At 71.8% G+C, this 21,591-nt stretch carries 10 protein-coding genes; 6 read left to right on the forward strand and 4 right to left on the reverse strand.

The features are described 5' to 3' along the window. Positions 1–14: 14 nt before the first annotated feature. On the reverse strand, positions 15–6,509 hold the full coding sequence (locus tag WME79_RS46595; RefSeq protein ID WP_437528738.1) for a MupA/Atu3671 family FMN-dependent luciferase-like monooxygenase: 6,495 nt from the start codon (positions 6,507–6,509) through the stop codon (positions 15–17). Between the two features lie 972 nt (positions 6,510–7,481). On the opposite strand from WME79_RS46595, the gene WME79_RS46600 reads away from it, so the two are divergent. The 4 genes from WME79_RS46600 to WME79_RS46615 all read left to right on the forward strand — a co-directional run bounded on the left by WME79_RS46600 (position 7,482) and on the right by WME79_RS46615 (position 13,211). Beyond that, complete coding sequence (locus WME79_RS46600) at positions 7,482–8,222, forward strand: thioesterase II family protein (RefSeq protein WP_437528740.1); 741 nt, start codon at positions 7,482–7,484, stop codon at positions 8,220–8,222. 50 nt (positions 8,223–8,272) lie between these two features. Then, positions 8,273–9,574, forward strand: coding sequence for a glycosyltransferase (locus WME79_RS46605; protein WP_437528742.1), 1,302 nt, complete (start codon positions 8,273–8,275; stop codon positions 9,572–9,574). Positions 9,575–9,718: 144 nt separating this feature from the next. Then, complete coding sequence (locus tag WME79_RS46610) at positions 9,719–10,732, forward strand: aldo/keto reductase (RefSeq protein WP_437528744.1); 1,014 nt, start codon at positions 9,719–9,721, stop codon at positions 10,730–10,732. A 37-nt stretch (positions 10,733–10,769) separates the two neighbouring features. Continuing rightward, the gene (locus WME79_RS46615) at positions 10,770–13,211 is read left to right on the forward strand and encodes an acylase (protein WP_437528745.1); all 2,442 of its coding nucleotides are present in this window, start codon (positions 10,770–10,772) and stop codon (positions 13,209–13,211) included. A gap of 77 nt (positions 13,212–13,288) precedes the next feature. Here the strand turns inward: WME79_RS46615 and WME79_RS46620 are convergent, their stop codons facing one another. Continuing rightward, the gene (locus tag WME79_RS46620; RefSeq protein ID WP_437528747.1) at positions 13,289–13,642 is read right to left on the reverse strand and encodes a response regulator; all 354 of its coding nucleotides are present in this window, start codon (positions 13,640–13,642) and stop codon (positions 13,289–13,291) included. A 259-nt stretch (positions 13,643–13,901) separates the two neighbouring features. On the opposite strand from WME79_RS46620, the gene WME79_RS46625 reads away from it, so the two are divergent. Further along, entirely contained in the window at positions 13,902–15,827 is a 1,926-nt protein-coding gene (locus tag WME79_RS46625) for a fructose-1,6-bisphosphatase (RefSeq protein WP_437528749.1), read from the forward strand. A gap of 33 nt (positions 15,828–15,860) precedes the next feature. On the opposite strand, the gene WME79_RS46630 is transcribed toward WME79_RS46625, so the two are convergent. Continuing rightward, positions 15,861–17,027 (reverse strand): hypothetical protein, encoded by a 1,167-nt coding sequence (locus WME79_RS46630; RefSeq protein WP_437528751.1) that lies wholly within the window; start codon positions 17,025–17,027, stop codon positions 15,861–15,863. 1,216 nt (positions 17,028–18,243) lie between these two features. Here WME79_RS46630 and WME79_RS46635 point away from each other — a divergent pair. Beyond that, the gene (locus WME79_RS46635) at positions 18,244–20,469 is read left to right on the forward strand and encodes a glycoside hydrolase family 3 protein (protein WP_437528753.1); all 2,226 of its coding nucleotides are present in this window, start codon (positions 18,244–18,246) and stop codon (positions 20,467–20,469) included. A gap of 108 nt (positions 20,470–20,577) precedes the next feature. Here the strand turns inward: WME79_RS46635 and WME79_RS46640 are convergent, their stop codons facing one another. Beyond that, positions 20,578–21,576 carry an NADPH:quinone oxidoreductase family protein gene (locus tag WME79_RS46640; RefSeq protein ID WP_437528754.1) on the reverse strand — a complete coding sequence of 333 codons (999 nt, stop codon included), beginning with the start codon at positions 21,574–21,576 and terminating at the stop codon, positions 20,578–20,580. Positions 21,577–21,591 lie beyond the last annotated feature (15 nt).

Here is a 21,591-nt window from a genome sequence, read left to right on the forward strand (position 1 = left end):
GCGCCCGCGGCCGCTCAGCGCTTCGGCTCTCGCGCCCGCTGGCGTCGGAGCGCCTCCACCTGCTGCCGCGCGCGGTCCTGCGCGGACCGCGCCACCGTCGCGGTCGCCGCCGCGGGCTCCTCGCTCAGGTGGCGGGCCAGCGAGGCGACCGTCGGGTGCTCGATGAGCCGCATCAGCGGCAGATCGGCCCGGAAGCTCGCCCGGACGCGCGCGTGGACCTGCGCGAGCAGCAGCGAGTGGCCGCCGAGATCGAAGAAGTTGTCGTGGATCCCGACCTCCGCCACGCCGAGCACGCTCGTCCAGATCGCCGCGATCTGGCGCTCCAGGTCGTTGCGCGCCGCCGCGAAGGTCTGCCGCGGCCGCCCGGCCTCGGCCCCCAGCGCCGGCAGCGCCTTGCGATCGAGCTTGCCGTTGGGGGTCATCGGCATCGCCTGGAGCCGGACCACCGCCGAGGGGACCATGTACTCGGGCAGCCGCCGCCGCGCGAAGCGCTGGAGCTCCTCCGCGTCCGGCGCGGCGGCGCCGCGCGGCACGACGTACGCGACGAGCCGCTGATCCCCGGGCCGCTCCTCGCGCACGGCGACGGCGACCTCGCGGAGGTCCGGGTGCTCGGCCAGCGTGGCCTCGATCTCGCCGAGCTCGATCCGGAAGCCGCGCAGCTTGATCTGCTGGTCGGACCGGCCCAGGAACTCGATCGAGCCGTCCTGCCGGTAGCGCGCCAGATCCCCGGTGCGGTACATCCGCGCGCCCTCGGCGGCGAAGGGATCGGGCAGGAAGCGCTCGGCCGTGAGCTCCGGCCTCCCGTGGTAGCCGCGGGCCAGGCCGACGCCGCCGATGTACAGCTCTCCCGGCACCCCGACGGGCACCGGCTCGAGCCGGGCGTCGAGCACGTAGAGCGAGGTGTTCCCGATCGGCGTCCCGATGCTCACCACCGCGCCGGGCTCCTCGGGCTGCACCCGGTGCGTCGCCGACCAGATGGTGGTCTCGGTGGGGCCGTACATGTTGATCACCCGGCCCGGCGCGGCCGCCGTGAGGCGCGCCGCGAGCGGCGTGGGAAGCGCCTCGCCCCCGACGAGCAGCGCGCGGAGCGAGGACAGGGCGCCCTCGGCGTCCGGGTCGAGGAGGAGCGCCTGCGCGAACGACGGGGTGCACTGGAGGTGCGTCACGCCGTGCGCCGCGATCTGCGCAGGCACCTGCACGGCCGCCGGCGGGCGCCGCTGCGCGCGCCGCCGCAGGGCGTCGAGGTACCGCAGGTTGCCGAGCGCCGCGTCCGTGTCGATGCCGAAGTCGATGAGGCACGCGATCTCGGCGACGCCGAGCTCCTCGATGCGCGCGACCATCTCCTCGCAGGAGCGCGGCGTCCCGAAGAGGGCGCTCTGCGTGAAGAAGCGCTCGTGGGCCCGGTTCACGAGCGCGTCGAGATCGGCCGCGCTGAACGAGCCGTCGTCGATGTTGATCCCGACGCTGCGGCCGAAGCCGCGCATGAGGTCGAGAGAGCTCTTCAGGTAGCGCCGGAACGGCTCCGCCGCCTGGGCGCGCACGGTCTCCATGTCCTGCGCCACGAACGCGTGGAGCATGAGGGTCACGTGCCCCGGGCCTTCGTGCCCTGCGCGGCTGCGGGCGTCCCGGTAGAGGGCGATCTTGTCGCGCAGCTCGTCGAGGCCCTGGCCGAGCAGGTGGGTGAGCACGTTCGCCCCGATCTCGCCGGCCACCCGGAACGTCTCGGGGTTGCCCGCGGCGGTGAGCCAGACCGGCAGCTCGGCCTGCACGGGGCGCGGCCGCAGCCGGAACTCCTTGGTCTGGCCGACGCCGTTCTTCAGGAGCACAGGCTCTCCGCGCCAGAAGCGCCGGATGAGCGCGAGGCCCTCCATCAGGGCCTCGCGGCGCCCCTCGTAGCGCTCCGGCGCGAGGGCGAAGTCGTCGGCGTGCCACCCGGACGCGAAGGAGACGCCCACGCGGCCGCCGGAGAGGTTGTCGACGAGCGACCACTCCTCCGCGACGCGGACCGGGTGGTGGAGCGGGAGCACCACGCTGCCCGCGCGGATCCCGACGCGGCGGGTGGCCGCCGCCACGGCCGCGCCGGTGACCGACGGGTTCGGGTAGAGGCCGCCGAACGCGTGGAAGTGGCGCTCCGGGGTCCACACCGCGGCGAAGCCGTTCTCGTCCGCGAACCGCGCGCCTTCCAGGAGGAGGCGGAAGCGATCGCTGCCGCCGCGCTCCTCGTCGTCGGCGAAGTAGAAGAGGCTGAAGTCGGCCGCGCGATGCCGGCCGCCCGCGCGCAGCGCCGCGGTCCGCTGCTCGGGGTGGATGACGACGTGGAAGCCGCGCGTCACCGTCCAGAGGAGCTCCAGCACCGAGATGTCGAAGGACACGCTTGTGAGCGCCAGGAACACGCCGGGAGGCTGCGCGCCGACGCGCTGGTCCATCGACGCGAAGAAGCTCGTCACGCCGCGGTGGGTCAGCATGACGCCCTTGGGGCGCCCCGTGGATCCCGAGGTGTAGATGACGTACGCGAGCGAGCGCGGATCGACCTCGACCGACGGCGTCGCGCCGCCCTCGCCGCCGCCCTCGCCGCCGCCCTCGCCGCCGCCCTCGCTGACCGCGTCGCCGCCGGCCGCGTCAGGCCCGTCGATGCGCAGCACAGGGCAGCCCTGGTCCGGCAGGTCCGCCGCCAGGTGATCCTGGGTGACCAGCGCGGCGACGCTGGCGTCCGCGAGCACGTAGGCGATCCGGTCCGCGGGGTACGCCGGATCGAGCGGCACGTAGGCCGCGCCCGCCTTGAGGATGCCCAGGAGGCCCACGGCGAGGTCCGCGGAGCGCTCCACGTAGAGCCCCACGCGGGCCTCGCGTCCCACGCCGGACGCGAGCAGGCGCGCGGCCAGCCGGCCGGCCCGCGCGTCGAGCTCCCGGTAGCTCAGCGAGGCGTCGCCGAAGGTGACCGCCGCGGCGTCCGGCGTCCGCGCGACCTGCGCCTCGAACAGGCGGTGAATGCAGGCGTCGCGCGGGAAATCGAGGTCCGTCGCGTTCCACTCGTGGACGATCCTCCGCCGCTCCTCCGCCGTGAGCAGCGGGGCCGCCGAGATGCGGCGCGCGGGCTCGTCGACAAGCCCGCGGAGCAGCACCTCGAAGTGCGCCACCAGCCGCTCGATCGACGGGGCGTCGAACCGGTCGACGCTGTACTGGAAGGCCAGCGTCGCCCCGTCGGGGGACTCGACCATCATGAGGGCGAGGTCGAACTTCGCCGTGTCCTCGATCGAGCCGTCGGGCACGTCGAGGCGGGTCTCCCAGCTCATCCCCGGCACGCGGAGGTCGAGGGGCGGCAGGCTCTCCATCAGGAAGGCCACCTGGAAGAGCGGGTTGTGATCCACGTCGGCGGCCGCCCGGCTCGCGCGCACGACCTCGTCGAAGGGGAGCTCCGCGTGCGCGAGCGACTCGCTCACCGCGCTCCGGCTGCGGTCGATGAGCTCCAGGAACGACGGGTCTTGCCCGAGATCCATGCGGATCACGAGGGTGTTGGTCAGGAACCCGACGAGATCCTGGTGCTCCCTCCGCCCTCGGTTCGCGACGACGGTGCCGACGCCGAAATCGCGCTGGCCGCTGTAGCGGTGCAGCAGCGCGCCGAACGCGGCCATCATCGCGGCGAAGAGCGTGGTCCCGCGCTCGCGCGCGACCCGCCGCACGCCCTCCACGAGCTCCGCGGGCAGCGCCGCGCGGATCGTGGCGCCCCGCGGCGAGGGCCGCGCCGACGTCGTGCGGGCGATGGGCAGATCGAGCCGCGGCAGGCCCGCGAGCCGGCCTCGCCAGAACGCGCGCTGCGCGTCGAGGGCGGGGCCGCGGGCGCGGGCGGCGCGCACGTAGTCGTCGTGCTGCGGCGCCGGCGGCAGCCGCGGGGCCTCGCCCCTCCGCGCTTGCACGTAGAGCGCCGCGAGCTCCCGGGTCAGGATGCCCATCGACCAGCCGTCCGTCACCGTGTGGTGCACGGTCAGGATCAGCGCGTGCTCGTCGTCCGCGAGGCGCGCCAGCGTCGCCCGGAAGAGCGGGCCCGCCGCGAGATCGAACGGCCGCGTGCCCTCGGCGTGCGCCAGCGCGCGCAGCGCCTCGTCGCGCGCCTCCGCCGGCTGGCTCTGGAGATCGACCACCGGCAGCGGGACCGGCGCCGGCGGCGCCACCTCGGCGCGCGGGGCGCCGTCTTCCCCTGCGACGAAGTACGTCCGCAGCACGGCGTGGCGCTCGACCACCGCGGAGAGGCTCCGCTCGAGCGCCGCCCGATCGAGAGGACCGCGCAGCCGCAGCCCCGTGTGGACGTGGTACGCCGCGCTCTCCGGCATCAGCCGGTCGAGGAACCAGAGCCGCGCCTGGCCGGAGGACACCCCTCCCGCGGCCGGCGCCTCGGCCCCGGGCGCGCCCGTCGCGGCCGGCGCGTCGCCGGTTGCGCGGGCGTTCCAGGCGGCGAGCAGCTCCTCGGCGGCCGCGGCGAGCGTCCGGTGTCGCCAGAGCAGCATCGGCGGCAGCGCGATGCCCAGCGCCCCTTCCAGCCGCCCCTCTGCGGCGAGCATCCCGAGCGAGTCGAGCCCGAGCTCCGCCGGGGCCCGCTCGGCGTCGATCGCGGAAGGATCGCGCCGGAGCTCCCGCGCGAGCTCGCGGCGGAGCAGCGCCAGGATCAGCGCGCCGCGCTCGGCCGCGGGCGCGGCCTCGAGCGCATCCCGTTCGGCGAACGCGGCGCCCGCGTCGGCGTCCTCGCCGTCCTCCCCCTCCGCGTGCTCGGCCGTCCCGTCCAGTCGCGCGAGCACCGGCAGCGCATCTGCGGCGAACGCCTGCTTCGTGGCGCGGCGCTGGATCTTTCCACTCGACGTCTTCGGGATCGCCTGGGGAGGGAGCAGCGCCAGGGCGTGGACGGCCAGCCCATGCTCCGCCGCGATGGCCTGCTGGATCGCGCGGCCCACGGCGCCGGGATCCCCGCCCGCGCGCGCCGGGTCGATCTCGGCCGCCACGCCGAGCCGCTCCGCGCCGTCGATCTCCAGGGCGAACGCCGCGACGCAGCCGGGCCGCACGGCTCGGTGCGCCGCCTCGACGGTCTGCTCGATGTCCTGGGGATAGTGGTTGCGGCCCCGGAGGATGATGACGTCCTTGGAGCGCCCGGTGATGAACAGCTCGCCGTCGAGCACGAAGCCGAGATCGCCTGTGCGCAGGAACTGGCCCTCGCGGCCCGGGAGCTGCGCGCCGAAGGTCTGCGCCGTCTCCTCGGCGCGGCCCCAGTACCCGAGCGCCACGCTGGGGCTCTGGGTCCAGATCTCACCGACCTTGCCGGCGGGCAGCGGCGCGCCCGTGGCGGGGTCCACCACGAGGAGGCGCTGGTCGAGCGCCGGCTGGCCCGAGGAGACGAGGGAGCGCGCCGGCCCGCCGCCCTCCCGGGCCTCCTGTGCGTCGCCGGCGCCGAGCGCCGCCGGTGAGAAGTCGCGCACGACCGGGGCGCGCCGGGACTCGGCTCCCGAGACGATGAGCGTCGATTCGGCGAGGCCGTAGCAGGGGTAGAACGCCTCTCGCTGGAAGCCGCAAGGCGCGAATGCCTCGGCGAACCGATCGAGCGTCGCGCTCCGGATCGGCTCTGCCCCGTTGAAGGCCACGTTCCAGGAGCTGAGATCGAGGGTCGCGCGGTCCTCCGGGCGCACCTTGCGCACGCACAGCTCGTAGGCGAAATTCGGCCCGCCGCTCGTCGTCGCCCGGAAGCGGGATATCGCCTTCAGCCACCGGAGCGGCTGCTGCAGGAAGGCGAGCGGCGACATCAGCGTGCAGGAGAAGCCGGTGGCGAGCGGCTGGAGCACGTTGCCGATGAGCCCCATATCGTGGAACAGGGGCAGCCACCCGACCCCGCGCGAGCCGGCGTCGTGCCGGAACGCCCGCGCGATCGCCCGCTCGTTGTGGAGCACGTTCGCGTGCGTGATCATCACGCCGCGCGGATCACCCGTGGATCCGGACGTGTACTGCAGGAACGCGAGCGAATCGGGGGCCAGCTCGGGCGCGCGGAACGCGGCGGCGAGCCCGGGAGAGAGCGCGTCCGTGGCCACCCAGCGGAGGGCGGCGAGCTCGGGCGCTGCGGGCAACAGCGCCTCGGCCATGGCCAGGATCGGTGTCGTGGTGAGCACGAATTTTGCGCCCGAGTCCCGGGCGATCGCGCGCAGCCTGGGCAACGTCCTCTCCAGTCGCGTGGGATCCGGCGGGTACGTCGGGACGGCGATCGCCCCCGCGCACAGGGATCCCATGAATCCCTCGATGAACTCGAGGCCCGGCGGATAGACGAGCAGCGCCCGCTCGCCGGCGGCCCCGGCCTCCTGGAGCAGCGCCCCGATGGCGCGGGAACGACGCTCGAAATCGGCGAAGGTCCACTCCTCTGCAGCGTCGTCCGGATCTCCGGTGCTCAAGAAGCGATAGAGCAGCTCGTCGCCCCGCCTCTCGGCCTGAAACCGCAGGAGATCGGGCAGGGTGGCGCACTTCGAGGTGTCGAGATCCATTTCAACGTCCATGGTGAGCGAACACAAAATCCCCGCGTCACGCCCGCGACGACGCCGGCACCGGCCCTCGGGGGGCGCGCGCAGCCTCATCGAACGGCGGACACCGTCCAGGTTCGCATGGCTCGCATGGGTACGAGCCTGCGCGATATAGCAACCAGTCGTCTTTCCGACGTCTTTCCGATTCGTTAAATGATGTTAAGAGCGCCTCTCGAAATCTCCCATGGCCATGCAGACACGGACGGGCGCATCGCTGCACCTCGGCGCCCCTCGTCGCTCCTCGTCGCCCCGTTTCCGCAGGACTCCTCGTTGCGCCGTTGCGCCCAGCGCTGCATCCACCATCGGCTGTCTGCTCGGTCCGGTTGGGTTCGCCGCGCAGACGACCTGCAGACTTTCGCCGCGGTAAAAGTGCGCGCAGCCCCGGCTCCGGGCCAGGTACATGTAGGACGGCGAACCTTTAACACGGGGCGGCAAGCCATGCAAAGCGCAAATCGGTAGATGTCGCGACGACGATATTCGGTCGTCCAGTGCAGCGCTGTCACATGGCTCCACGCCGGCATCCCATGGCAACGCATGCCAACGCATGCCAACGCATGCCAACCCAACCAACCCATGCTGATGGCGCGCGCCCGTTTCCTGCGCCCTGTGCATGGACGTTGTTGACATCGGCGGGCAGAAATACGATTGGTGCGTGCTATGGTGACGAGCGGCATCGTGGTGATGTCGCTCGTCGCCTGCGTCGACTGCGTCGGCCATCGACGACACCGACGACACCGAGCCGCGCCGGCGGGCGCAAGGCACCTGGTCCGCACGCCACGAGCGTCACGAGGGCGAGCGCCTCCGGCGAGGCGCTCGCGGGCGCCCGGCGTGCCGATGGTGAGGATGGGCGGTCATGCGCGAACAGCGGATTTTCAACTTGGCAGCACCTGGGCTCGGGAAGGCCGGCCGCGCGGCCGGCGCCGAGGAGGTGAGGTCGTGACGGCGGCGGAGGGGGCCTGGCTGGCATTTCATGTCCCCGTGCCGGCGGCGCCATTCCGGCTCTTCTGCCTGCCCCACGCGGGCGGCGGCGCCTCCTTGTTCCATTCCTGGGGCGCGGAGCTCTCGCCGCTCGTCGAGGTGTGCCCGGTGCAGCTGCCCGGGCGCGAGGGGCGGATCCGGGAGCCGGCCGTGCCGAGCCTCCGCCCGCTCGTCGCTCGCCTCGCCGACGCGCTCTCGGGCTACCTGGACAGGCGCTACGCGATCTTCGGCCACAGCATGGGCGCGCTCCTCGGCTTCGAGCTGACCCGAGAGCTCGGGCGGCGCGGTCTGCCCGCGCCGGCGCACCTCTTCGTCGCGAGCTATTGCGCGCCCCACCTGCAGCGCCGGGAAGATCGTGCCGGCACCGTGCGGCGCGAGGCGGCGAAGCGGATCACCGGCGTCCAGGCCGTCCCCGCAGAGATCAAAGGAGAGCTGCTCGACCTCCTCGTGCCCACGCTCGAGGCCGACACCCGGCTCTGCGAGGGATACGAGTATGTGGAGGAGGGGGCGCTGTCGTGTCCGCTCACGGCATTCCGCGGCAACACCGATTACGTGCCCGCGGACGACCTCGCCGGCTGGCGGGAGCTGACGCGCGGCCCCTTCCAGACGCAGACGTTTCTGGGGGACCATTTCTTCCTCCGCGAGACGCCGCGAGGCGTGGTGCAGGCGGTCCGCCGCGCCCTCGCGAAGAGCGCCTGAACGCGCTCTTCGCGGACTTGCCACCTTGTCGACACTGAAATGAGGCCCATGTGCGCATCGCCGTCCTGACCATCGGCTCCCGGGGTGACATCCAGCCGTTCGTGGCGCTGGCGCGGGCGCTCCAGCGCGCCGGTCACGCGGTGCTCCTCGGGGCGCCGCCGAACTTCGCGTCGCTCGTGGAGGAGCACGGCGTCGAGTTCCAGCCCATGGGCCCCGACAGCCGGACGCTGCTCCAGGAGTCCGAGTCGAAGAAGATCGTGCAGTCCGGCAATGTCCTGGCGGCGTTCCGAGGCGCGCCGCTCGCGCGCCTGCGCGAGCGCCAGGCGAGGATCAGCCGAGATGCCTTGCGCATCGCCCGAGGGGTCGACGCGCTCGTCTACAAGAGCGGCCTCGCGGCCGGCAGCACCGTGGCCGAGAAGCTCGGCGTCCCGGCGGTCTCCGTGGCGCTCCAGCCCATGACGCCGTCGGCGGCTTTCCCGCCGCCGCTCCTGGGGCTGACGTTCGACGGGGGCGCGTGGGCGAACCGTGCGCTCGGCGAGGCCATGGCGCTCGCGATCTGGTCGATCGGGCGCGACGGGGTGAAGGCGCTCCGGCGCGAGCTCGGCCTCGCGCCGCTGCCCTACCTCGGGGTGCGCCCGGCCGACGAGCCGACGACGCTGCACGCCTACAGCCCCTCGGTGCTGCCCAGGCCTGGCGACTGGCCGGCGCACTTCCACGTGACCGGCTTCCTGTTCCTCGACGCCGCGTCCTCGTGGACGCCCCCGGCCTCGTTGCTGCGGTTCCTCGACGCAGGGCCGCCCCCTCTGTGCATCGGGTTCGGCAGCATGACGAACGCTGACCCGAAGCGGCTCTCCGACCTCCTCCTCGGCGGGCTGCGCAGGACAGGGCAGCGCGCGATCCTCCTCGGCGGCTGGAGCGAGCTGGGGCAGGGGAGCGCGCTGCCGGACTCCGTCCATGCGATCGAGCAGGCGCCCCACCACTGGCTGCTCCCGCGGACCGCGGGCGTCGTGCACCACGGCGGCGCGGGGACGACCGGAGCCGCGCTCCGGGCGGGCGTCCCGTCGCTCGTGATACCGCACAACTTCGATCAACCCTTCTGGGGAAAGCGCCTGTCCGAGCTCGGGGTCGCCCCGGCGCCGCTCCGCCTCGGCGATCTCACCGCGGCGCGCCTCGAAGGCGCGCTCGATCGCCTCACGCACGACGCGGACATGCGGAGGCGCGCGGCGGAGCTCGGCCAGCGCGTCCAGGCCGAGGATGGGCTGAAGGCAGCGGTGGACCGCATCCACGGCGTGATCGCCCGCGCCTCTGCGAGCCTGGCCCCGGCGGGCCAGCCGCGCGCCGTGGTGGCTTGAGCGCTCTCAACCATGTCCATTCTGGCGCTGTCCGCGGACGGCCGGCGGGGCCTTCTCGTGGAGAGCGCTCCTTGACACTCTGGCTGTTCCCCGGTAGCGCTCTGCGCCCACACGACACACGAGACTAAGTAAGGAGACTTGTCCATGAAGACCAGGACGTTAGGACGCACGGGCGTGCAGGTGAGCGCGCTCTGCCTGGGTTCGATGGAGTTTGGCGGCAAGGCGCCGGAGGACGAGGCGCTGCGCGTCGTCGATCGCGCGCTCGACGCGGGGATCAACTTCATCGATACCGCCAATGTCTATGGGCGCGGGCTCAGCGAGGAGATCGTCGGGCGCGCCCTTGGCCGCGACGGAAAGCGCCAGCGCGTCGTGCTGGCGACGAAGGTCAATGTCCGGATGCGCGACGGCGATCCCAACGCCGCGGGCAATAGCCGCCGCCACATCATGGAGCAGGCGCACGCGTCGCTCCGGCGGCTGAACACCGACACGATCGATCTCTATTACATCCACCGGCCGCAATCGGACGTGCCCATCGATGAGACCCTGCGCGCGCTGGACGACCTCGTCCATCAGGGCAAGGTCCAGTACATCGCGTGCAGCACGTTCGCCGCATGGTCGGTGCTCGAGGCGCTCTGGGCGTCGGATCGCCTGCGCCTGAACCGGTTCGTGGCGGAGCAGCCGCCGTATCACCTGCTGGAGCGCAGCGTCGAGCGGGAGCTGATCCCGATGGCGCAGACGTACGATCTCGGGATCATGCCGTGGTCGCCGCTCGCGGGCGGCCTGCTCACGGGCAAGTACACGCGCGACAGCGCCCTGGATGGCGCGCGGCTCCAGCCGGGGAATCCGTGGGGCGACAAGCATTTCACGCCCGCCGCGTTCGAGGCGCTCGACGGCCTCGCCGCGCTCGCGAAGGAGAAGGGCTGCTCGATGACGCAGCTCGCGCTCGCGTGGCTCCTGCACAGGCCCGGCGTCACGAGCCCGGTCCTCGGGCCGCGCAACGTGCAGCAGCTGGAGGAGCAGCTCGGCGCCGTCGACGTGACGCTCACGCCGGACGATCTGGCGCGCATCGACCGGATCTCGCCGCCTGGCACCGCGACCGTGCCGTACTACTTCACCGACAAGTTCGCGGACTTCCGGCCGCACCCGCACCGCTGGTAACGCGCCAGCGGCGCGCGAAGGAAGGAGAATCCTTATCATGCACCGAAGAATCGTCGTTGGGCTCAGCTGCCTCGGCCTCCTGGCTGCGTGCAGCACCGAGAGCGGCGTGCGACCGGCGCCCGTCCCGCAAGGGGACTATCAGGCCACCGTCCGCTGGACGAGCTACGGGGTGCCGCACATCCTCGCCGAGGACCATGGCAGCCTCGGATTCGGGCTCGGTTATGCGGGCGCGCGAGACGGCGTGTGCACCCTCGCCGATCAGATCGTGAAGGTGCGGGGCGAGCGCGCCAGGACGTTCGGGCCAGGCGAGGAGGACGCGAACATCGAGAGCGATTTCGCCTACCTTGCGCTTGGCCTCGCCGAGCGCGCCGAGGACATGCTGGAGCGCGTGTCCCCCGACGCGAGGGCGCTCATCGAGGGGTACGCCGCGGGCTTCAACCACTACCTGAGCGAGACCAGCGCCGCGGCCCTGCCGGCCCCTTGCACGGGCGCCGCGTGGGTCAAGCCGATCAGCGCCGTCGATCTCGCCGCGCACTACCTGCACGTGAACATGTTCGCCGGGAGCAGGCCGCTGCTCTCCTATATCAGCCGCGCCAAGCCGCCCGTCGCCTCGAGCGAGCGGCGCGGCTCGGGCGAGCCGCGCAGCCTGCGCGGCCTCGATCTGCCGGACTTCACCAACCTCGATCTCGGCAGCAACGCCTGGGCGATCGGCCGCGAGCGCGCCGAGGGCGGCCGGGGGATGCTCGTCGCGAACCCGCACTTCCCCTGGGAAGGTGAGCTCCGGTTCTTCGAGGCCCACCTGACCATCCCGGGGCAGCTCGACGTGTACGGCGCCTCCATCACGGGCCTTCCGATCATCAACATCGGCTTCAACGAGCACGTCGCGTGGACTCACACCGTCTCGCCGGCCAACCATTTCACGGTCTACAGGCTCACCCTCGATCCGGACGATCCCACGGTGTACCTCTACGACGGCGAGCGCCGGGCGATGGAGCGCCGCGACTTCACCATCGACGTCCAGGGAGAGGACGGGTCGCTCACCCAGGTGTCGCGCGCGATGTACCGGAGCCATTTCGGGCCGATGCTCGGAGACTCCCTCCTCGCGTGGTCCGCGGGACAGGCCTTCACCCTGCGGGACGCGAACGAGGGGAACGTGAACGCCGTCGATCAATGGCTCGGCATGAACCGCGCGAAGAGCCTCGAGGAGCTCCGGCGCGTGCACGAGGCGCTGCGGGGGATCCCCTTCGTGTTCACGACCGCGGTGGACGCGGAAGGGCAGGCGCTGGTGATGGATGCCTCGCGCGTGCCGAACGTCAGCGCCGAGGCGATGGCCGCCTATGCGGAGTCGTTGCGGAGGGACGGCGTGACCGGGGCGCTCGCCCGCTCCGGCATCGTGCTGCTCAACGGGAGCACGGCGCGCGACGAATGGGTGGAGACCGAGGGCGCTGGCCCGCTCGTGCCGTGGAGCGACCTGCCGCTGCTGACGCGCGACGACTTCGTCATGAACGCCAACGACACGCCGTGGCTCGCGAACCCCGCCGAGCCGATCTCGGGCTATCCGGCGCTCTTCGGCACGCCGGGCTCCCCGATCTCGGCCCGGACGCGCATGAACCTCCTCCTGCTCACCGAGGAGGGCGAGGGCGCCGCCGCGGGTGAGGACGGCCTCTTCTCGCGCGAGGAGCTCAAGGACGCGATCTTGAGCAACCGAGCGAACACGGCGGAGAAGCTCCGCGCCGCGGTCGTCGAGCGCTGCGACGGCGCGGCGCCGGTGGAGGTCGGAGACGAGCAGGTCGACCTCTCCGAGGCGTGCGCCGCGCTCGCGGACTGGGACGGCCGGCTGGACACGAGCAGCGCCGGCGCGCTCGTGTGGCGCGAGCTGCTCGGCCAGTTCCAGCCCGCTGACATCATCGACGCGGGCAAGCTCTACGACCAGCCGTTCGATCCCAAGGATCCGCTCGCGACGCCGCGCGATCTGGCCAAGGCCCCGGCCGAAGGCCCGGATCCGATCCTCGTCGCGCTGGCCGAGGCGACGCGCTCGCTCGCGCAGGCGGGGCTCGACCCGGCGACGCCGCTCGGCGAGGCGCAGTTCACCCTGAAGGGCGACGAGACGATCCCCATCCACGGCGGGAACGGCCGCGAGGGCGTGGCCAACGTCGTGGCCTTCTCGGCGGGCAACAACAGCACGCTCCTGCCCAGGCTCCAGCCGGGGGAGGTCATCGACGCGGCGACCGGCCTCACGACATCGGGCTACCTCATCAACACCGGCACGAGCTTCCTGATGGCCGTCGAGCACACGAGCGCCGGCCCGCGCGCCGAGGCGCTGCTCACGTACTCCCAGTCGAACGACCCGGCGTCGCCGCACTTCGCGGATCAGACCGAGCTGTTTTCGCGCAAGGAATGGCGCCCCGTGCGGTTCACGCAGGCGGACATCGAGGCCGATCCGGAGCTTGTCGTGAAGGCGGTCACCGCGCCGCGCTGACCCGCGCGCGCCGTTGCGTCACCGTCATCGAGCGCCGCTTCGGGCGCGAGCGCCGCGCTCGGGGCGGCGCGCGCCGCTCAGGCGGCGTCGATCGTCCTGAGCAGGGCGTCGAGCTCGAACGGCTTGCTGAGCACCTCGCGCGCGTGCGTCGGCATCGGCTGCTTGATGTTCGACGCCGCGGTCATGATGACCACGGGGATCTCCTCCAGCGCGGGGACCGCGCAGAGCTCGTCGCACACCTTCCAGCCGTTCATCTTCGGCATCATCAGGTCGAGAAGGATCACTCCGGGCCGCTCGCCGTTGAGGAGCTGCTCGAGCGCCTCTCGCCCGCTGAAGAAGGGCGTCGCCTCATAACCGAGGTCGCGCAGCGTCTCGGCCAGGGTCGTCGCCAGATCCACGTCGTCATCGATGATCAGGACAGACTTGCTCATGTAGGAAGAGGGCGTTCGGTGGTGAATGTGGGGCGGCGTCGAGGCCGCTCGGCGCGGAGATGCTGCCTCGCTGCCACAACATTGCATGGGCTCCCATTGCATTTGCTAGTAGGACGCCGCGCGGCCGCAAGGAGAAACGTGGCAGAGCCAGGCACATGCGCTCGCCTTGCGCGTTTGCCCGGCTGCTTCCGTGTGGCCCGCGGCGCACGTCGCGGGCGCGCGTGCGTCGACCCGCGGCCTTGCTCTATGCTGTGGCGCCATGCTTGACACGCGGGAGCTGCCGCTCCTCCGGGCCCTCGCGGGCCGGTACCCGACGACCGAGGCTGCGCTCTCGGAGATCGGCCATCTGCGGGCGATCCTGTCGCTCCCGAAGGGGACGGTGCACGTGGTCAGCGACGTCCACGGCGAGCACAGGAAGCTGAAGCACATCATCAACAACGCCTCGGGGAGCCTGCGGCCGCTTGTCGAGCGGGTCTTCGGCGACCGGCTCACGGCGGCCGAGAAGCGCGCGCTGCTCTCGGTCGTCTACTACCCTCGCGAGAGCTACGCCCGCGTCGCGTCCCGCGGCGAGGGGGAGCGGAGGGCCTTCCTGCTCTGGACGCTCGCGCGCGAGGTCGAGGTCCTCCGCGCGCTGTCGCTGCGCTACACGCTCCGCCAGGTGGAGGCGGCGTTCCCGGAGGACATGCGGGGCCTGCTCCGCGAGCTCGTGTCGGCGCGCGCCACCCTCGGCGAGGGCGGTTACCTCGACGCGCTCATCGAGCCGTTCGTGCAGCACGGCCGCGAGATCGAGATCTTGCGCGCCACGGCCCGCGCCATCCGGAACCTGACCGTCTTCGAGCTCGTGGTGGCCGGCGATCTCGGCGATCGCGGTCCCCGGCTCGACAAGGTGATCGAGTACCTGATGCGCCAGCCGCGCGTGCGGGTCGTGTGGGGCAACCACGACGTGAGCTGGATGGGCGCGAGCCTCGGCCAGGAGGCGCTCATCGCCACGGTCGTCCGGCTCTCGCTGCGGTACGGGCGCCTGTCGCAGCTGGAAGAGGGCTTTGGCATCTCCGTGGCGCCGCTCGATCGGCTGGCGCGCACGGCCTACGCCGACGATCCGGCGGAGCGCTTCGCGGTCCGGGGCGAGGGCCTGCGCGACGCCCTCTTGATGGCGCGGATGCAGAAGGCCGTGGCCGTCCTCCAGTTCAAGCTGGAGGGGCAGCTCTGCCGGCGCCGCCCGGAGTACGCGCTCGAGCACCGCTGCCTCCTCCATCGCATCGACCCGCGCGCGGGCACGGTCGCGATCGACGGCGAGGTGTTTCCGCTGCTCGACGCGCGCTTCCCGACGCTCGACCCCGGCGATCCGTACGCGCTGACGCCGGACGAGGCGGCGTGCATCGCCCTTCTGAAGGAGTCTTTCCTGAGGAGCCCGGCGCTGTCCCGCCAGATGCGCTGGATGGTGCAGCAGGGGACGACGTGGCTCAGGCGCGATCGGGCGCTCATCTTCCACGGCTGTGTCCCGGTGGACGGCGAGGGCGAGCTCCTTCCTTTCGTGGTGGACGGCGAGGTTCGCCGCGGCAGGGCCCTGTTCGACGCGCTGGAGCGAACGGTGCGCCGGGCCTTCCGGGCGGGCGCGCAGGAGGACGTCGACATGCTCTGGTACCTCTGGACCGGGCCGCTCTCGCCCATGTTCGGCAAGGACCGGATGACGACGTTCGAGTCGTATTTCGTCGCCGACGAGAGGACGCACAAGGAGACGAAGAACCCTTATTTCCACCTGATCCACGACGCCGCGTTCTGCGGCCGGGTGTGCCGCGAGTTCGGTGTGGACGAGGAGCGCGGGCTCATCGTGAACGGGCACGTGCCGGTCCGGGTCGAGCGGGGGGAGTCGCCGATCAAGGCGTCGCGCCGCGCGGTGACGATCGACGGAGCGTTCTCGGAGGCGTACGGCGACAAGGGGTACACGCTCGTGCTCGAGGCGAGCGGGGCGCGGCTCGCGCAGCACCACCATTTCACGTCGATCGAGCAGGCCGTGGAGGCGGGGGAGGACATCATCCCCGTGATCTCCGACGTGGAGGTCTACGAGGCCGAGCGCCTGGTGGGAGACACCGAGAAGGGGGAGGAGCTCGAGCGGGAGATCGAGATCCTGGAGCGCCTCATCGAGGCGTATCGGGACGGAGCGCTCCTGGAGCAGCCGAGGTGAGGTGAGGCGCGGCGGGGGCTGCGCCGGGCCTCGTCACTCCAGCTGACCGTCCGCGATCCAGTCGATGAGCGTCTGCTGCTGTTCGGCCGTCAGGCAGGCCGCATTCGCGGCGTCGAGCTCCGGGTTGCCGGTGCAGTTGCGGTTGCGCGGCATGGATCCGTTGCTGATGCGGATGATGGTGCACGCGCCCTGCGTCATCGTCACGGGGTTACCCGACGCGTCCACGGTGCACGGGGCCGAGTTTGCGATGAGCTGCGAGGACACGTAGTTGATCCCGAAGCCGCTGGACGGCGCGGGATCCGTGCGGGTGTGGCAGGGCGAGCACTTCGCCGTCAGGATGGGCTCCACGTCGGCCCACCGTACGGGCTCGCCGTCATCGCCGCCGGCGCCACCTCCGCCGCCAGCGCCGCCAGCGCCGCCAGCGCCGCCAGCGCCGACCGCGACGGTGGAGGACTCGCCGCCCGCACCGCCGGCGCCGACGGCGACAGCGGAGGACTCGCCGCCCGCGCCGCCGGAGCCCACTGCGACGGTGGAGGACTCGCCACCCGCACCGCCAGAGCCGACGGCGACAGCGGAGGACTCGCCGCCCGCGCCGCCGGCGCCGACTGCGACGGTGGAGGATTCGCCGCCCGCACCGCCGGAGCCGACCGCGACGGTGGAGGACTCGCCACCCGCGCCGACGGTGGAGGACTCGCCACCCGAGCCGCCGGAGCCAACAGCGACGGAGGTGGTGGCGGCGGTGGAGGACTCGCCGCCCGAGCCGCCGGAGCCAGCGGCGACGGAGGTGCTGGCGGCGGTGGAGGACTCGCCGCCCGAGCTGCTGGAGCTGGCCGCGACGCTGGTGGAGGCAGCGGTGGAGGACTCGCCGCCCGAGCCGGTCGCGCCGGTGGAGGGCTCGCCGCCCGCGCCACCCGTGCCGGGAGCGCCGCCGGCGCCGCCCTCGCCGCCCGTGCCAGTAGCGCCGCCGGTGCCGCCCTCGCCGCCCGTGCCAGTAGCGCCGCCGGTGCCGCCCTCGCCGCCCGAGCCGGTCGCGCCGCCGGTGCCGCCCTCGCCGCCGCTGCCGCTGGTGGTGCCGCTGCCTGTTCCTGCGGTGGTGCTGGTGGAGGTGCCGCCGGCCTCACCGCCTGCGCCGCCTGCGCCAAAGCCGACCTCGTCGTCACCGCACGCTGCGAGCGCGAGGAGCAGCGTCCCGGTGGTCATGAAAAGACGGATGGAAGTACGCGGGATAGAGACCATGCGCGGAGAATAGGCGCGTGCAGTATCGCGGGTAAATGCTGCCGCACTGAAGGCAGGATTTTAACATTGCTCTCTTGACGGAATACGCTTCCGCTGAATCGCGATGGTGGACGCCTCGGCTCGCCCGGCGGCTCGCACCGCGGTGAGGCCACGGTTGTGCCCGCTGGCGCCGTTTGACCGCGTCGATCGCGGCGCGCCCGGCTGGAATCCTCATTGCGGGTGTACGACCGCGCGAGGGCGGGCTCGACGCGCTGGCGCTCGCGCGCGGCGTGGTGCCGCGGTTGCATCGTATCCCCGAGGTGCCACGGCTCATGATAGCTGTTCACTGTCATCTTCATGATGGAGCGTTGAGCGCCGACTCCCTCGACACCGACGGAACGCAGGTAACGTCAACCGCTCTGAGCGTCTCTTGTCGTTGCGCAGACGCCAGCTCTCCTCGTTGTCTTCCTCGCGCCGTCTCTCGATCATCGGATCGGAGATGATGTGCTCGACCCCGGTAGCCCGCATCCATCGATGAGCCCGTCGCGCCCTCGATCGTGCACGGGTTGTCGCGTTATGCCACGGGTGAATTACCGCGCTGCGCCATCGGGTTTGTATATTGCGGCCCGACTCGGACTATGGTTAACCGGTGGCGTCCCAGGACGCACCGTGTCATCCGGCGCGCCACGAGGCACGAGGCACGAGGCACGAGGGAAGGCTGGCTCGGGCTCATGGCGACGGCGCGGCGATGACGAGCGCGCGCTTGCGCGATCGAGCCATCGAACCCTCGTTCGCGGCGTGAGGGGGGCTTGCGTGCGGGTGGAGTCATGGATTAGAACGTTCCCTCTCCGTCTTATATTTTCTTACACCCATCGCTTGGAGCTCGTTTCTTCCCATGCTCACGCCCTCGATCGGCTTTCGGCCTCGCTCGGGCGAACGGCTCGACAGGGCGCTGCTGCCCGGCTGGCGCGCGCGCGGTCCTGCCCGTGAGGGGCTCCCTGCGCTGCGCGGGAGCGGCGGCCGGCCTGAAGCATGGGGCGACCTCCAGGCGTTGGAGCACGAGGCCTGCTATCGGCCGGCCTGCTCGAATCTCTCGCGAGCGGGCGGCGCGCGGGGCTCGTCCCGATCGACGCTTTGCTTGACTGTCACGGTTCACCTTAGAGCCCATCCTTCATCTCATTGAAAAGAGAGGGGAGCACCCATGCGCCTCACACGGTATGCAACATGGATCTTGGCGGCGGCTGTCGTTCTCGCGCCGGCCGCCTGCGGTGACGACACGTCCGACAACGCGACCGGCTCCGGTGCCACCTCCGGCGCTGGCGCTGGCTCCGGAAGCGGCTCCGGCGCTGGCGCTGGCTCCGGAAGCGGCTCCGGCGCTGGTGCTGGCTCCGGAAGCGGCTCTGGCTCCTCTGGCAGCGGAACCGGGACCGGAGGCGGCGGCACCGGCGGTAGCGACAGCACCGGCGGCAGCGACGGCGCTGGCGGCGGTGTCAGCAGCGGCCTCTTGCCCTGCGATAACGGCTGGCCCGAGGTGCATAGCGCGATCGCGCAGGATCCGGCGATCGAGGCGGCCATCGCCGAGCTGCTCGGCAAGATGACCCTGGAGGAGAAGGTCGGCCAGATGGTGCAGGCCGAGATCCAGAAGATCACGCCGGCCGAGGTGAAGCAGTACAACATCGGCTCCGTGCTGAACGGCGGCGGCTCCTGGCCGGGGAAGAACAAGAACGCGACGGCGGCCGACTGGGTGAAGCTCGCCGACGATTTCTACAACGCCTCGGTGGACACCAGCGGTGGCCGCGCGGGCATCCCGATCATCTGGGGCATCGACGCGGTGCACGGGAACAACAATGTCCGTGGCACCACGCTCTTCCCGCACAACATCGGCCTCGGCGCGGCCCACGACCCCGATCTGCTCGAGCGCATCGGCGCCGCGACCGCGAAGGAGGTCCTCGCGACCGGGCTCGACTGGACCTTCGCCCCGACGCTCGCGACCGTGCGCGACGACCGCTGGGGTCGTACGTATGAGGGTTACTCCGAGGATCCGGAGATCGTGAACGCCTATGCGGGCCGGATCGTGCAAGGCATCCAGGGCGCCGCGAACAGCCCTGATCTGCTCGGCGCGACGCACGTCATCGCGACCGCCAAGCACTTCATGGGCGACGGCGGCACGGACAAGGGCGATGATCAAGGGAACAACCTCGCCAGCGACACCGAGCTGTGCGAGATCCACGCCCAGGGCTATATGTCTGCCATTCCGGCGGGCGCGCAGACGGTCATGGCGTCGTACAACAGCGTCCGCGGCGCGAAGATGCATGGAAAGACCGATCTGCTCACCGGGGTGTTGAAGGACAAGTTCCACTTCGACGGCTTCGTCATCGGCGACTGGAACGGTCACGGGCAGGTGCAGGGCTGCACCAACTCTTCGTGCGCCGCCTCGATCAACGCCGGTGTGGACATGATCATGGTCCCGGACGACTGGAAGGCGTTCTACGAGAACACCCTCAGTCAGGCGAAGGGTGGCCAGATCTCGATGGCGCGGGTCAACGACGCCGTGACGAGGATCTTGCGGGTCAAGATGCGGACTGGGCTCCTCGGCCCGAAGAAGACCAAGCAAGCGCCGTCGAAGCGGATGTTCGCGGGCGATCAGTCGGTGCTCGGGCAAGCGGCGCACCGGGCGATCGCGCGCGAGGCGGTCAGCAAGTCGCTCGTCCTCCTCAAGAACGCCGGCGGGGTGCTGCCCCTCGCCGCGTCGGCCAAGGTGCTCGTCGCGGGCAAGTCCGCGGACAGCATCCCGAACCAGTGCGGCGGCTGGTCGCGGACGTGGCAGGGCACCGACCTCACGAACGCCGACTTCCCTGGCGCGACGTCGATCCTCAAGGGGATCCAGGACCTGGTGTCGGCCGGCGGCGGCCAGGCGACGCTGAGCGCCAACGGCTCCGCCGCCAGTTCAGGGACCTTCGACGCGGCGATCGTGGTGATCGGCGAGACGCCTTATGCCGAGATGTACGGGGACATCCAGCTCGCGACGGACGACACCCCGCACGCGAAGACGCTGGAGCACGCGGTCTTCCACCCCGAGGACCTTCAGGTCCTCCAGGCGATCCGCACGGCCAAGCCGGATCTGCCGATCGTGACGGTCTTCCTGTCGGGCCGCCCGCTCTACGTCAACAAGGAGCTGAACCGCTCGAACGCCTTCGTGGCCGCGTGGCTCCCGGGCTCGGAGGGCGCCGGCGTGGCCGACGTGCTGTTCGGCAAGCATCCGTTCCAGGGCAAGCTCTCGTACTCCTGGCCTGCGACCGATTGCCAGCGGGTCAACCGCGGGGAAAGCGGCGCGCTGTTCCCCTACGGCTTCGGCCTGTCGACGAAGGACCAGGACACGCTCGCGGCGGCGCTCCCGGAGGCGTCCACGGCCGGCGGCTGCAACTGACTCCATCCCTCGTGCCGCCGCCGCTCTCCGGAGCGGGGGGGGCGTCCGTGTGACCAGCCGAGGGGCCCAGCCCGCCGCGCAGCGGGCCGGGTCTCCGTGATCAACGCCTCAGCGCGCCAGCGCGCCGCCGCCTCGCGCGGTCGTGAGCACCACCTTGCCCGTGGTCGCGCGGGACGCGACCGCCGTCATGGCCGCCTTCGCCTCCGCCATCGGCAGCGCGGCGGAGACGAGCGGCCTGATCGCGCCCTGGCCGTAGAGCGCGTAGAGCTCGTCTTGCGCCCTCCGCGTGAGATCGGGCCGGGTGCGGCTGTAGGTGCCCCAGTAGAGGCCGACGACCGAATAGTTCTTCACGAGCAGGTGGTTCGCGCGCGCCGCGGGGATGCGGCCGGCGGCGAAGCCGATCACCACGATGCGCCCCTCGAAGGCGACGCATTTCGTCGATTGATCGAAGACGTCGCCGCCGACGGGGTCGAAGACGATATCGGCGCCCCGGCCCGCGGTTCGCTCCTTCACGATGGCGACGAAGTCCTCGCGCCGGTAGTCGATCGCGACGTCCGCGCCGAGGGCGCGGCAGACCGCCGTCTTCTCCTCGCCGCCGGCGGTCGCGATGACGGTCGCGCCGGCCGCCCTGGCGAGCTGGATCGCCGCGCTGCCGACGCCGCCCGCGCCGGCGTGCACGAGGACCGTGTCGCCCGGCTGGACGCCGGCGCGCCGGTGGAGCGCGAAATAGCCTGTCTGGTAGGTGATGGTCATCGCCGCTGCGTCCTCGAACGGCATCGCGTCCGGGAGCACATAGGTGGTGCGCGGCCCCGCGATCGCGCGCGTCGCGTACCCCCCGGAGCCGGGGAGCGTCGCGGCCACGCGGGCGCCCGGCGGGAGGGACGGCTCGCGGCTCTCGACGACGACGCCGGCGACCTCGAAGCCGGGGATGAACGGCGGAGCCGGCTTGACCTGGTGCGCGCCCGCCGTGAAGAGCACGTCGGGGAAGTTGATCGCGGCGGCGGCCACCTCGATCCGGACCTCCCCGTCGGCGAGCGGGGGGTCGTCCACCTCTTCCCAGACAAGGATCTCGGGGGGACCGAAGGCGTGTCCGCGCCAGGCGTGCATGCGCGCGGACCTTAG

This window comes from Sorangium sp. So ce726 (assembly GCF_051521405.1).
In the GTDB taxonomy this organism is placed as follows: domain Bacteria; phylum Myxococcota_A; class Polyangia; order Polyangiales; family Polyangiaceae; genus Sorangium.

Bases quoted from the DNA above. Each gene is read 5' to 3' on its own strand.
- WME79_RS46625 (WP_437528749.1), top strand. From the start codon at position 13,902: ATGCTTGACACGCGGGAGCTGCCGCTCCTCCGGGCCCTCGCGGGCCGG.
- WME79_RS46595 (WP_437528738.1), bottom strand. From the start codon at position 6,509: ATGGATCTCGACACCTCGAAGTGCGCCACCCTGCCCGATCTCCTGCGG.
- WME79_RS46610 (WP_437528744.1), top strand. From the start codon at position 9,719: ATGAAGACCAGGACGTTAGGACGCACGGGCGTGCAGGTGAGCGCGCTC.
- WME79_RS46640 (WP_437528754.1), bottom strand. From the start codon at position 21,576: ATGCACGCCTGGCGCGGACACGCCTTCGGTCCCCCCGAGATCCTTGTC.
- WME79_RS46620 (WP_437528747.1), bottom strand. From the start codon at position 13,642: ATGAGCAAGTCTGTCCTGATCATCGATGACGACGTGGATCTGGCGACG.
- WME79_RS46635 (WP_437528753.1), top strand. From the start codon at position 18,244: ATGCGCCTCACACGGTATGCAACATGGATCTTGGCGGCGGCTGTCGTT.
- WME79_RS46630 (WP_437528751.1), bottom strand. From the start codon at position 17,027: ATGACCACCGGGACGCTGCTCCTCGCGCTCGCAGCGTGCGGTGACGAC.
- WME79_RS46615 (WP_437528745.1), top strand. From the start codon at position 10,770: ATGCACCGAAGAATCGTCGTTGGGCTCAGCTGCCTCGGCCTCCTGGCT.